Source organism: Psychrobacter nivimaris, from assembly GCF_009812035.1.
GTDB classification, from domain to species: domain Bacteria; phylum Pseudomonadota; class Gammaproteobacteria; order Pseudomonadales; family Moraxellaceae; genus Psychrobacter; species Psychrobacter nivimaris.
Genome location: NZ_VZIZ01000017.1, coordinates 1 through 12,242, shown reverse-complemented (window position 1 = coordinate 12,242; position 12,242 = coordinate 1). Strand labels below are relative to the sequence as shown.

General features: G+C 41.8%; 11 protein-coding genes and 1 tRNA gene. 8 read left to right on the top strand and 4 right to left on the bottom strand.

Annotated elements, in window-relative coordinates; all coding sequences use genetic code 11:
* Positions 1 to 76: 76 nt before the first annotated feature.
* Positions 77 to 1,339 carry an ammonium transporter gene (locus FQV37_RS07470; protein ID WP_160022069.1) on the top strand — a complete coding sequence of 421 codons (1,263 nt, stop codon included), beginning with the start codon at positions 77 to 79 and terminating at the stop codon, positions 1,337 to 1,339.
* 194 nt (positions 1,340 to 1,533) lie between these two features.
* On the opposite strand, the gene FQV37_RS07465 is transcribed toward FQV37_RS07470, so the two are convergent.
* From FQV37_RS07465 to FQV37_RS07455, 3 genes are all read right to left on the bottom strand, one after another.
* Positions 1,534 to 1,917 carry a DUF2147 domain-containing protein gene (locus FQV37_RS07465; RefSeq protein ID WP_101205965.1) on the bottom strand — a complete coding sequence of 128 codons (384 nt, stop codon included), beginning with the start codon at positions 1,915 to 1,917 and terminating at the stop codon, positions 1,534 to 1,536.
* Between the two features lie 261 nt (positions 1,918 to 2,178).
* Positions 2,179 to 2,442, bottom strand: a complete 264-nt coding sequence (locus tag FQV37_RS07460; protein WP_160022066.1) for a hypothetical protein — start codon at positions 2,440 to 2,442, stop codon at positions 2,179 to 2,181.
* 71 nt (positions 2,443 to 2,513) lie between these two features.
* Positions 2,514 to 3,359 (bottom strand): DNA/RNA non-specific endonuclease, encoded by an 846-nt coding sequence (locus tag FQV37_RS07455; protein WP_201548412.1) that lies wholly within the window; start codon positions 3,357 to 3,359, stop codon positions 2,514 to 2,516.
* 177 nt (positions 3,360 to 3,536) lie between these two features.
* Between FQV37_RS07455 and FQV37_RS07450 the strand changes: the two genes are divergently transcribed.
* Both FQV37_RS07450 and FQV37_RS07445 read left to right on the top strand, forming a co-directional pair.
* Positions 3,537 to 3,627: transfer RNA gene (locus FQV37_RS07450), tRNA-Ser, on the top strand.
* A 283-nt stretch (positions 3,628 to 3,910) separates the two neighbouring features.
* Entirely contained in the window at positions 3,911 to 5,272 is a 1,362-nt protein-coding gene (locus FQV37_RS07445) for a tyrosine-type recombinase/integrase (RefSeq protein ID WP_160022064.1), read from the top strand.
* A 200-nt stretch (positions 5,273 to 5,472) separates the two neighbouring features.
* On the opposite strand, the gene FQV37_RS07440 is transcribed toward FQV37_RS07445, so the two are convergent.
* Positions 5,473 to 6,834 carry a hypothetical protein gene (locus FQV37_RS07440; RefSeq protein WP_160022062.1) on the bottom strand — a complete coding sequence of 454 codons (1,362 nt, stop codon included), beginning with the start codon at positions 6,832 to 6,834 and terminating at the stop codon, positions 5,473 to 5,475.
* Between the two features lie 435 nt (positions 6,835 to 7,269).
* On the opposite strand from FQV37_RS07440, the gene FQV37_RS07435 reads away from it, so the two are divergent.
* From FQV37_RS07435 to FQV37_RS07415, 5 genes are all read left to right on the top strand, one after another.
* Positions 7,270 to 8,157: a YagK/YfjJ domain-containing protein gene (locus FQV37_RS07435; RefSeq protein WP_160022060.1), complete on the top strand. Its 888-nt coding sequence runs from the start codon at positions 7,270 to 7,272 to the stop codon at positions 8,155 to 8,157.
* 188 nt (positions 8,158 to 8,345) lie between these two features.
* Positions 8,346 to 8,633, top strand: coding sequence for a hypothetical protein (locus FQV37_RS07430; protein ID WP_160022058.1), 288 nt, complete (start codon positions 8,346 to 8,348; stop codon positions 8,631 to 8,633).
* A 68-nt stretch (positions 8,634 to 8,701) separates the two neighbouring features.
* A complete protein-coding gene (locus tag FQV37_RS07425) occupies positions 8,702 to 9,697 on the top strand; it encodes a DUF932 domain-containing protein (RefSeq protein WP_160022056.1) in 996 nt (331 codons plus the stop codon).
* Between the two features lie 171 nt (positions 9,698 to 9,868).
* The gene (locus FQV37_RS07420; RefSeq protein WP_167514308.1) at positions 9,869 to 10,951 is read left to right on the top strand and encodes a YqaJ viral recombinase family nuclease; all 1,083 of its coding nucleotides are present in this window, start codon (positions 9,869 to 9,871) and stop codon (positions 10,949 to 10,951) included.
* Between the two features lie 125 nt (positions 10,952 to 11,076).
* Positions 11,077 to 11,988 (top strand): recombination directionality factor, encoded by a 912-nt coding sequence (locus FQV37_RS07415; RefSeq protein ID WP_102093149.1) that lies wholly within the window; start codon positions 11,077 to 11,079, stop codon positions 11,986 to 11,988.
* Positions 11,989 to 12,242: the final 254 nt, after the last annotated feature.

The following is a 12,242-nucleotide window of genomic DNA, read 5'->3' as shown; positions in this document are numbered from 1 at the left end:
TAGGTACAGACTCTTACAGCATTTTTATCTATCGGTAATGCCGATATCTATATTATAAATTCAAGGGGGAATTTAAATGGAAAGTCAAATCTTTGAGCTCCAATATGCGCTCGATACGTTTTACTTTTTGATATGTGGTGCGTTGGTCATGTGGATGGCAGCAGGCTTCACTATGTTAGAGGCCGGACTGGTCCGATCAAAAAATACAGTCGAAATCTTAACTAAAAACGTCGCACTATTTGCAACGGCTAGTATCATGTATATGGTATGCGGCTATGCGATTATGTATGGTGGCGATTTATTCTTAAGCGGAATTGCAGGCGGTGATACGTTAGTAGAAGACGCTCTAGCAGCCTCTGCTGAAAACGGCTTCGGTGGCGACTCTGTCTACTCTGCCGCATCAGACTTTTTCTTCCAAGTGGTCTTTGTAGCGACCTGTATGTCAATCGTATCAGGTGCTGTTGCTGAGCGTATGAAACTGTGGTCATTCTTGTTGTTTGCTGTAGTCATGACTGGTGTTATCTACCCATTAGAAGGTAGCTGGACATGGGGCGGCAACGATGTCTTTGGTTTATTCAACCTAGGCGACATGGGCTTCTCTGACTTTGCAGGCTCTGGTATTGTACATATGGCTGGTGCTGCAGCAGCTCTAGCAGGTGTACTACTCTTAGGCTCACGTAAAGGTAAATATGGTCCTAACGGTGAGATACGTGCTATTCCTGGTGCCAACCTACCATTGGCGGCACTCGGTACACTAATCTTGTGGATGGGTTGGTTCGGTTTCAACGGTGGTTCAGTGCTTAAATTAGGCGACATCGCTAGTGCTAACTCTGTTGCAATAGTATTTTTGAACACTAATGCTGCTGCTGCTGGTGGTGCTGTCGGTGCCTTGATCTTAGCTCGCATCATCTTTGGTAAAGCGGATCTAACCATGCTCCTAAACGGTGCACTAGCTGGTCTAGTAGCCATTACTGCTGAGCCTTCAACCCCTTCTGCACTACAAGCCACTATCTTTGGTGTTATCGCCGGTATCATTGTAGTGTTATCAATCTTAGCCTTAGACAAAATCAAGATTGATGATCCAGTTGGTGCAATCTCAGTTCACGGTGTGGTCGGTCTATTCGGTTTACTAATTGTACCTATCACTAACCCAGCATCTACCTTCATCGGTCAGATTGTGGGTGCTGCAACCATCTTTGCTTGGGTATTCATTGCCAGCCTAGTGGTTTGGTCTATCATCAAGCTAGTTATCGGTCTACGTATCTCTGAAGAAGACGAGTACGAAGGTGCTGATATTGCAGAATGTGGTATGGAAGCTTACCCAGAATTTATAAGATAAGCTCCTTTCCAGTAAGCTAAAGATTGCTGTCAAATGCGCTGATACTACCCACTGTAGTATCGGTGTTTATAATTTTAGTGTTTAAAGTTCTCCCCTGTTGAAGCCATAAGCTTAAATCTAAAACGTAAAAAATCCCGCGAGACCTTTCGGTAACGCGGGATTTTTATGTATTAAGCTGAAACTAATTTTTTAGTTTATTTCTTTTTCCACTCTTGGCTACGAGAGAATGGCCCGATATAGCCTTTTAGCTTCAACGTGTTGCCGCTTAAGCTTGCAGTCATACGATAGTCTTTGCCTTTTTCAGGGTCAGTAATCGTACCACCACTATATTTACCACCACCATCAGCTTTTAGACCTTTAATAATAGTCGTACCAACGTGCTTTTTGCCTTTAGCTGAGTTAGTAGCAATAAGAGTACCGGTCAACACACCATTTGACTCAGTGATCTTTACCGTACCTTTTGGCTTGCCTTCATCATATGTCTGCCAAGTAGTGTTGGCTAATGGGTCAGCGGCGAATGCCATGCTAGCAATACCAATACCAGCAACTGCTAAAGTGGTCTTTGTAAATAATTTCATAGATTGACTCCCTTCATACAATGATTACTCGAAACGTTATGTTTCTGTTGTCCTATGCTTATCCTTTGCTAGAACCTTTCATTACGAGCTTTACGGTTTCGACCTTTTTAAATGATAGTTACCATTACAACTTATAAGCTTTTGGTTAAAGATTCGAGCGATACAAGCGATGTCTTAACTCATTATAAGCAATTTTTAGGTTTTGCCTAGTAATTTTTTTACAGTTTCTTATTTCTGTAAAAATAAAACCATATCAAAGACTTATAGGAAAGGATTGTCGATATCTTTATCTAATTGGTCATCATTTTCCTTTGACTTAGTATCGTTCTTGCTATATAGATTTTTATCTGAAAATGCTTGTACGATTTTCTCCGACAGCTCATGTAACTGTTGGGCTTGCTCGTATCCTAACTCGTCAAAAGTGAGATCAATATCACCATATATAATAATCTTGTCTTTTTGATTTTCAATGACAAGATCACCAATCTGCATGCTTTGATGGTCGTTGGCGAATGGCTCAATCATTTGATTATCCTTATTATCAGTAACATTTTATATTTTTCGAAATGTGGATATTTTTGGGTCTTACTTTCAGCTTAAGCTTGCAACTGTGCAATTAACCATTCTAAAATAGCCCAGACAAATAGCATCCACTCAGGCTCCTCCACAGGTGCCTCAGGGGTATCTGAGCTCTCACCTGCCTTCAATGGTAAATCAAACGCTTGAGATTTGGACTGACTATCTAGCATAGGTAATACATCGATGCCAATCTCAGTGGTCAGCTCATCGATACTGATCACATCGATGCGTTCTGACTCATCATTTGGTGCGTAATACACGCCTGCTTGATTGGTTGCTGGGATATATACCGCTTTGAAGAAGTGGCTAGGCACAAGGACACGGTTAGCGAGCTGCTTGGTTTTTTTATCAGTAAATGCCACACCCGTGATGGTATACACCTCACCGTATTGCTGCGTTAAATACCGAGTGGCAGATTCAATATTACGCCAAATGTAGCGATTGTTACGTGGTGACTGCGGAGCAATATTGGCTAAACTAAAGCTATCATACTGCTGGCTGCGATTGGCCATATTGGCATTGGGTGCCAAATGACCTCGATCATAGCCAGAGCCTGAATAATCGGATAATGAGGCTCGTGCTGACTTTGGCAGTTTACTCTCTTCGTGAAAGCTATCTTCACGATCGATCTGCTTAGCTTGTTGTAGACGTGTGCGATCGAGATGCTCTGCTGACCAAAGCGGTGTACGCGATACCCCCGAGTACATGACCGCAAAGCCATCCATGCATAGCGCTTGTGTGTCTTTTTTTAGCTTGGTATTGGTAAATTCAGGATAAACACCCCCATAAAAAGACTGGCTACACTGGGTCAGATCATCAGCGTGTGCTTGGGTAATACCTGTCGCGACAAGTAATACTGCCATCAGCGCACTATTCTTACATCCGTACTTAAGCCTACTAAAACTTATCATTCAACTTTCAACCATTTATACTTGCCGTTACATACTTGCTATCCTAGCAGGCGCTTGCCAATAAAGAAAGATAGCGCGCAAGTCGTGACATTTTAAATGGTATCCGCTATACTTAGGCGTTCAAAAAACGGTGAAGTGGGTGAGTGGCTGAAACCGCACGCCTGGAAAGTGTGTATACGTTCATAGCGTATCGAGGGTTCGAATCCCTCCTTCACCGCCAATCTTATAAAATCTTAGTTTTCCCACCTTGACCCAATTCTACTCATATACCAATTAAACCCTTTATAAATAACGCGTCTAGCGTTTTTTTTATGTCTGCTGTTTTCCCAACCCCACCCAACGCGACCCACCTATCACGTCGCTTGTGTTGGTCTATTCGTTGGTCTATTATTCATATAGACCGTAATTAGACCAACATTCGATCTAGATTTATACGCCTTAGACCAACATAATTGTCTTAACGCTTTGAATGTATAGCTCGTAGGTATGAGGAATAGACCAACATGCTAAGTGATACCAAAATTCGTAAGCTTAAACCAAGTGAGAAGTGCATACCTTTGCGGCCTGACAAGTATACTGACAAGTATGGATTACAGCTTTTTGTGCGTAGCACGGGTACAAAATCATGGATAAGCGTTTATCGCTTTGATGGTAAGCAAAAAAGTATGACTCTTGGTACCTATCCACTCATGTCGCTATCTCAGGCCAGACAAGCCAATACTGAGATCAAAGCATTATTGGCTAACGGTGTTGATCCAAAAAATAAAAAACGGCAAGATAAGCTTGCCAATATTCATGCCCAAAAATTTAATGACTATGCGCTAGACTGGCTTGCTGAACGACAACGTAACGTCAAGCCACGTACCTATCAGCAAGACTATAACCGTATGCATAAAGACGTGTTATCTCATTTTGAAGGCATTGCTTTAAAGGATGTAAGCTTTGAAGACTGCCGATCAATGGCAGACGAGATCGAAAAGCGTGTGAACAAAAACGGTGAACCACCACGTGAGGTTACCAGACGCACTATTGATTTGGTTGCTAATGTTTTGAAGCGTGCCAAACGCGAGCGTATCATTGAGCAAAACCCAATCGATGATCTAAAGGAACTCTATCCTAAAGCCAAAAGTCAGCACATGAAGCATGTCGATATCAGTGAGCTGCCTGGCCTACTACAAGCTATCGAGGGTTATCATGGTCACGACCAAACTAGATTAGGTATGAAATTCTTAGCCTATTCATTTTGTCGCACCATTGAGCTGCGTATGATGAAATGGTCACACATTGATTTTGCTAACCGTTTATGGCGTGTTGATATCGACAATCTCAAAATTGCGCGTAAGCATGTCGTACCACTATCAGACCAAATGCTCGCAGTGCTAGAAGAAATGAAAGCCATCACAGGGGAATATGAATATGTTTTCTATCACACGGGCATGCATCAGCCGTACAGCGAAGAATTCATCAATAACGCGCTAGATATACTAGGGTATGCTGGTAAACAGACAGGACATGGCTTTCGCCACATCGCTTCAACCAATCTGAACGAGCTTGGCTACATGGGCGATGCGATCGAAAAGCAAATGGCCCATGATAAGAAAAGTAGCATTCGCGCAGTGTATAACCATGCGCAACACTTAGAAGAACGCCGTAAAATCATGCAGGTTTGGGCTGATTTTTTAGACTTACTAAGAGACAAAGGCGAAGTTGTGGACTTCCAAACTGCTCGTCAGCAGATTGAGCATTCATTAGAAAGCAAACGTCCTGACTCATTACAAAATGCTGATAAGCAAGATCTGATCAAAGCGCTATTAGAGCAAGGTATCACAGCTGATGAGCTGCAAGTCTACATTGAGAATAACTGATGTATTTAACTGTTAAGAAAAATTATTACAGCCGTCTATTAGCACTAATTTTCTTAAACGTAATAAATTCTGTATCATAATCAATTGAGCTACGTATAGGGCCAACTTAATATAAAACCATACAGTAGGACAGGGATAAAACTTTATAGCACTTGTTGGCTTAGACTCAGCAAGCTAGAAAAACCTATCCCTATATTAAGTCATAACTGATTATAATTTTCTGTATTAGTATCGGCTTTATCTTCAGCTGGTTTTCTATTACTTACTTTAGGGTAAAATGGTTGAACTTCTTGTTTGGGTGTAATAGTCTCAGCTGGCACCTCTTCATTATCGTATCTCGATTGATCAACTGGATCTGCATCATAATCGCTACTTAACTCTTGCTTATCTTTAGTTAGAAAAGTGTCTTCAGAAATGACCTCTCTCTCAGTATGTTCGCTTGGCAAGCTGGAGGGCTTCTCTAGAGTTATCTTATCGAAAGCCTTATATTGATTAGGAAAAGATGGGTCTAGCTGAATGTCCTGACCTCTCATTTGACTGTAAGCAGATTCAACTAAGTCATTTAACACTTCACGCTGTGTCTTACCACAAGCCTTAGCAAGATACTTTAGGTTTTTCTTATTGTCGCTTGTGAGATCTATACCCTGATTTTTCTTGATTTTATTGCGATCACGCCTTTGCTTCGAATTCCAAACGTCTTCCATATTACTAATAAAGAGGCCTCTATTATCAGCCGTTTCTCTGTCTACAACGTCGCCATCTTTGTAAAGCCAATAGGTATCGAACATCCAATAATCAAGTGATGCCAGTATGTGACAAAGCCGCATAGCTGTATCTGTTTCTTTAAATTTAATAGTGCCAGAACAAATTAAAGCCTGTTGGCACCCAGCCTTATTCATGTGTATTTTTCGTCCTCCGTTCTTTTTTTTATTCTCTTTATTTATTTTCAAGTTGTTAAGATCATGCATTTTATTCATGTATTGATACATATGGTTTATCTTAACCCTACCGCCATTATTAGTAAGCCATCTAATATCTTTCGAATTTACTTGGCTGAGAAGGTAAGTGTCTTTTAGTAATTCTAAAGTTATCTTTTTCAATGCAACTTGTGAGTCGCTACTTCTCTCAACAATTTTTTTATTCGAAATTAGCAGCTTTCTATTAAAAATAACATCATGAATAAAAATTGATATATCAGATTCTGTGATGATGGATTCACTTGAGTTGATAGTATTTCTTAACACCATCTTTAACCACAGTGCAGCTCTTGTATCGTCGTAAAACCAATTGACGTATGACAAAGGAATACTGTTTTCAGCACTGACTTCTAAAAATGTATTTAAACTTCTAGCGCTGTAGCGTCGCTCTTTTAAAATCCTTATTAACTGTAATTTACAAAAGGAGTCATTTTTCAATACAGTTCCTGTTGATAGTTGACCACGCTTTCTCAACTCAGAAAGGCACCAATACACATTGTAGACGCTAAGAGCATTTACCTTTTTTTCAATATACTCTTCTTCCTTTATCAAAATCTCGCTACTATTTCTACGCACATTTCTCATTATTTATCTCAATATAATAATTAAAAGTAAATTATTTTTTATTAATTCTCTATTATTAAAATACCATTATTTACGTCAGAAAAACATCGTTAAAACGTCATTAAAACGTCGGTATAACTTTAGCACGTTGTAGGAATTATATATGCTTTAGCTAGTAGATTATTATAAAGTAACATCAATGACGATCAGCTAACTCTATCTTCACCTTCTTCCCTAAAACACAGCGAATTACTGTGTTGTGATTTTCATAAACCCAACGCTGGCTTACACAAATCCTGCCTTTGGATACTCATGAAGAGACGGTACGATAATATAAGTTATATTAGGTACTATTTAACTAAGGCGGATGCTATCCGCACTGAACAGTAAAAAAATACACAACCCTATGAATATATGTAGCACCCATTCAACTTTATATTCATAGGAAAGCAAGCCATGATCTACTCACCTGTTAATCACTCACAGCTTATCTCTAACGTCGACAGACTGGTTAGAGATGTATTATTTGGTACCATCAATTTCCAACAAATCAAAAGTCAATTGAACGAGTTCTATTACTCGTTCATGATTAGCCTTGATTCTGAATTCAGATACTCAAAACCTATCCAGGCATTTATAGAAAGCACCAATATGATTATTGGTGACGCTTACGCTTATAACGTATTTTGGAACGATGAAAAGACGGTGCAGTTTATTCAGTTACTGTCAGGTTATGAGAAGGCGATTAAAAAAGACTACAGTGCGTGGCGTTATCAGAGTAATCAAAATGGCAAAAACTTAGAGCTTAATATCAGAACCCTCATATCAGACCATTCAAGATTGTTGTTTGTTCGAGTGGATTTAAAATACATACAAGAGATCAGTCATCACATTACCATTCGTGATTTTGACTTTCATATGAAAAAATTAAGAGACGCCATTCATAATGGCGATACTTGTTTTACGCATTTACTTAGCTATGCTTGGTCATTAGAACATGGTGGAAAAAATGGTGGCTTTCATTGTCATCTGCTGCTGATCTTTGATGGCGCAAAACATTACAAGGACAACTATTTGGCTGATCAAGTGGGACAAAAATGGCGAGATATTACTGAAGGCGTTGGCTATTGCTTTATCTTAAATACTAAAAAGCATAAAGAAGGTCTTGCACGCCGCGGCATACTTGGTATTGGAATGATTCATCGTAATAACTTACAAGAAGTCGAGAATGCGGTTAATGCTGCTTTGTATTTAACCCGTCCTGATAAGCCTGATGGTAGCTATCAACGTCTTAAAGTGTCTTTACCGAATATGAATACCTTTGGGCAAAGCATGACTCACTAGCTCGGTAAGAGGGGTGTTTAATAAAGCCACAGCATAGATATCCCTTAATATCAAAATAATTTCAGATATACAGTATCCCCACGAGATGAGATAAGGAGCCATCGCGATCTTATCCGTCTATCCCTCAACGCCTAATTAAGGTCTGCTTTTAGCAGGCCTTTTTTATGCGCCATTATCAAGGAGATTCTATGAAACCTATCTGTCCCCATTGTCATTCAGCACACGTTTTAGAGAATACGGATACCAGTATGCAAAGCATGTCAGAGCATCTGTGCTCACCCAAGCTCTTAGTCAGTCTTGGGGTGAGCGTCTGTAAGTATTACAAGATTAATCCGATGATCGGGATGGTTGCAGGTGGCGCTATTGCCACCGTAATTAATCTGGCACAGCAACGGCTGATGCAGCCGCCATTACTAAGAGCGACTATCATGCCGCGCTATCTATGCAGTACCTGTCAGCATACCTTTAGTATCTGACGTCCTCATTTATTTACTCAATCAATTATCAAAGCGTTTAAATAATCAATCTTAAAAGGAGTATCAACATGGCACATTTAATTGAAAGCATGGCATACGTTGGCGAAACCCCTTGGCATGGTCTTGGCAACGAGCTATCCCCCAAACAGCCGATTGAGGTCTGGGCACGCGAGGCTGGGATGGATTGGCGTATCGAATCCTCAGATGTCAGCTACATGGCAACCAACGATAAAGGGCAAAACCTGATCATGCCTTATGACAACAATAAGGTACTGTATCGCTCAGACACGCTTGAGCCGTTATCAGTGGTGAGTCAGCGCTACCAAGAAGTACAACCAAGTGAGATTTTGGAGTTTTATCGTGATCTGACTGAACAAGCTGACTTTGAATTAGAGACCGCAGGGGTGTTAAAAGGAGGTCGCAAGTTCTGGGCACTCGCTCGTACGGGACAATCCGCAACACTACGTGGCGGTGATGTTAGTCATGGCTATTTGCTACTAGCAACCGCGTGTGATGGTACGCTTGCCACCACGGCACAGTTCACCAATATTCGCGTGGTATGTAATAACACCTTAGCGATCAGCCTTGCGAACGGTAATGGCGGCGTGGTGAAAGTACCGCATAGCACGACCTTTGATGCCGACAAGGTCAAGCAGCAATTGGGCGTCTCCGTCAGCCAGTGGGATGCGTTTAACTATGAGATGAAGCAATTAACCAATAGACGCGTCACGCAAGCAGAAGCGGCCAACTACTTAAACCGTGTGTTTAACGATGTCAAAGACGATGGCCTGATTCTGTTTAATACCGCTAAGAAAGAAAAAGATGCGGTTCCTAATGCGAAAGCCATGAATCAAGTGATGAACATGTTTAACGGTCAAGGTCGCGGTGCAGATTTGGCGTCAGCTAAAGACACGGCTTATGGACTATTGAATGCGATGACAGAGTTTGTTGATCATGAACGCCGTGCGATGTCGCAAGATCATCGATTGGATTCCGCCTGGTTTGGGGCTGGTGCTAAGCTCAAGGACAAAAGCCTCGATGAAGCGCTACGCTTGATTGCCTAGCTACTCTGTCTAACGAATTAACCACGCCTTTGAGCGTGGTTTTTTTATGCCGTCAATTAAGCAAGGCACATTTACAGATCACCAAGAATAAACTTAATAAAGGAGTTCACCATGAACCTGATCGCATTAAATCATATAAACACGACTCAGCTAAAACCTAAACGTTCAGTCATGACAGGCAAAGCGTCCCGAACCGCTAAATCTAAAACCAAGGTCAAACCAGTAGAAATCACGCTAAAGCAAAATAAAACTGCTCAACCAAAGACATCAACCACGCCTAAGCGTTTGGTCAATACCAAAGACTTAAGCCGTGAAGATTGGCTACAAGTACGCAGACAAGGAATTGGCAGCTCCGATGCTGCTGCCGCTTGTGGTATCCACCCATACTTGTCCATGCTTGAGCTATGGATGATCAAGACAGGACGCATGAGCTCAAACATTGATGCTAGTGGTAATAACGGCATCGAGGGTTACTCGCCCCTGTACTGGGGCAATACGCTTGAACCCATGGTAGCGAAATACTACCAAGAGCATACAGGCAATAAGGTTAGGCGTGTCAATGCTGTCTTGCAGCATCCTGATCCTGATAACGCCTTTATGCTGGCGAATTTAGACTATGCCATCACTACTAATGATGAGGTTCAGATTTTAGAGTGTAAAACCGCTGGTGAACATGGTACCAAGCTGTGGCGTGACGGCGTGCCTTTGTATGTGACCTGCCAAGTACAACATCAGCTGGCGGTGACTGGCAAACAAGCTGCTCATATCTGCGTACTGCTGTGCGGACACGAGGCTAAGATTTATAAGGTTGAGCGTGATGAGCGTTTAATCGAGTCTATCATGGAGCATGAGCGTCTGTTCTGGCAATACGTAGAAACAGACACTCCGCCAACCCCTGATCATAGCGAGTCAGCAGCAAGAGCATTAAAACAGCTGTATCCAACGCCTAAACCATCAAGCAAGGTTGATCTACGAGGCGATGACGGGGCCAACAGGTTGTTTGAGCAACTCTTAAACTACCGCGCATCCATGGAAGACATCGAACAGCGTCATGATCAGGTTAAGCATCAGCTGCAAACGCTTATCAAAGACAATGAGGTCGCTGTGTTTGATAAAGGGGCTATTTCATGGAAGCGCTCGAAAGACAGTGTCGGTCTTGATAGCAAAGCGGTTATCAAAGCGCATCCTGAATTGCTCATACAGTTTAGTAAAACCAAGCAAGGTAGTAGACGCTTTGTCATTCTTAATGACTAAGCCATCAGTCACTTAATCATCAACGCAGCAATCAACCAGTTAAAGCGAATCAAGCAAGCGCATAAAGCCCACCTGAGATAGGTGGGCTTTTTTATGGCTCATCAAAACACATAAGGAATATCACCATGATTAAAGGTCTCACGATAACCCCGCCCGTACTCGGTCGTATCAGCATTGGTCGTGTCATTGAAAAAGATGGCAAACGTCTGCCTGCCAAAGACGATCAATTCACCATTACCAGTCAAGTTCAAAACAAGGATGGCTGGATCAATCATCCACTCGATGCAAAGCTGCGTGCAAATAACGACGGTAAGCTCAGACAGATTCCCGTACGTATGTTGTTTAACGATCCTGAGCTAAACCTTCGTGCTGAGTACACGCTGTTCGATAGACAGACAGGTCGTCCATTATGTGTGGGTGACGGTGAGCAATGTCAGCGCAGAACCAATAATGGTGTCGAGCAGCTTCCTTGCCCATCACCTGATCGCTGTCCATTGGCACAAGGCGGGGCTTGTAAGCCGTATGGCAGACTGTACGTGAATCTGTCTGAAGACGATGAGCTCGGTACATTTATCTTTCGGACGACTGGCTTTAATAGTATTCGAACGCTTGCAGCAAGGCTTAGCTACTTTGCGGCGGTATCCGGCAACAAGCTGTCATGTTTGCCACTGCAACTCACGCTTAGAGGTAAGAGCACGACGCAAAGCTATCGCACGCCGATTTACTTTGTGGATTTAACGCTGCGTGATGATGTGACGCTTAAACAAGCCGTACAAGATGCACAGGCAATTGATAAAGAGCTTAGCGAACACGGCTTTGATCAAGCGGCATTAGAGGAAGCTGCTAAACAAGGTTATGTCAATTCCTGCTTTGAGATTGATAGCGATGGTCTGATGGATGTAGCTGAAGAGTTTTATCCAGTAGAGACAGATGAGGCCAATAGCAGTCCTCAAGGTGGGTCGAAAAATAGTGTTGCTCCCTACAATGTCGGTAATATTGAAAGAAGTCTAAGGGAGAGTGTGACAGCTATAAGTTAAAACAGTGGTAAGGATAGACGGCATAAGAAAAGAGTTGATTATTCAGCTCCTTTTTATGTTGCATATCTGGCCAATCATTGGACTACATGGGATGCCGTAAAAAAATATGGGACTCCGTAACTGTATGAGAAGAAAGATTCTCATTAACTTACAAAGGAGATATTCATGGAACAGTTAAATGCGAACACACAACAAAATGTAGTGGCATAATTAAATCGGACCACGCTTAAGAGGTTATACTAACCCAAAAGAAG

What these genes read in the sequence shown, in the direction of transcription:
- FQV37_RS07470 (WP_160022069.1), top strand. Translation starts at nt 77, where the DNA reads ATGGAAAGTCAAATCTTTGAGCTCCAATATGCGCTCGATACGTTTTAC.
- FQV37_RS07430 (WP_160022058.1), top strand. Translation starts at nt 8,346, where the DNA reads ATGAAACCTATCTGTCCCCATTGTCATTCAGCACACGTTTTAGAGAAT.
- FQV37_RS07465 (WP_101205965.1), bottom strand. Translation starts at nt 1,917, where the DNA reads ATGAAATTATTTACAAAGACCACTTTAGCAGTTGCTGGTATTGGTATT.
- FQV37_RS07460 (WP_160022066.1), bottom strand. Translation starts at nt 2,442, where the DNA reads ATGATTGAGCCATTCGCCAACGACCATCAAAGCATGCAGATTGGTGAT.
- FQV37_RS07455 (WP_201548412.1), bottom strand. Translation starts at nt 3,359, where the DNA reads ATGGCAGTATTACTTGTCGCGACAGGTATTACCCAAGCACACGCTGAT.
- FQV37_RS07445 (WP_160022064.1), top strand. Translation starts at nt 3,911, where the DNA reads ATGCTAAGTGATACCAAAATTCGTAAGCTTAAACCAAGTGAGAAGTGC.
- FQV37_RS07435 (WP_160022060.1), top strand. Translation starts at nt 7,270, where the DNA reads ATGATCTACTCACCTGTTAATCACTCACAGCTTATCTCTAACGTCGAC.
- FQV37_RS07440 (WP_160022062.1), bottom strand. Translation starts at nt 6,834, where the DNA reads ATGAGAAATGTGCGTAGAAATAGTAGCGAGATTTTGATAAAGGAAGAA.
- FQV37_RS07425 (WP_160022056.1), top strand. Translation starts at nt 8,702, where the DNA reads ATGGCACATTTAATTGAAAGCATGGCATACGTTGGCGAAACCCCTTGG.
- FQV37_RS07415 (WP_102093149.1), top strand. Translation starts at nt 11,077, where the DNA reads ATGATTAAAGGTCTCACGATAACCCCGCCCGTACTCGGTCGTATCAGC.
- FQV37_RS07420 (WP_167514308.1), top strand. Translation starts at nt 9,869, where the DNA reads ATGACAGGCAAAGCGTCCCGAACCGCTAAATCTAAAACCAAGGTCAAA.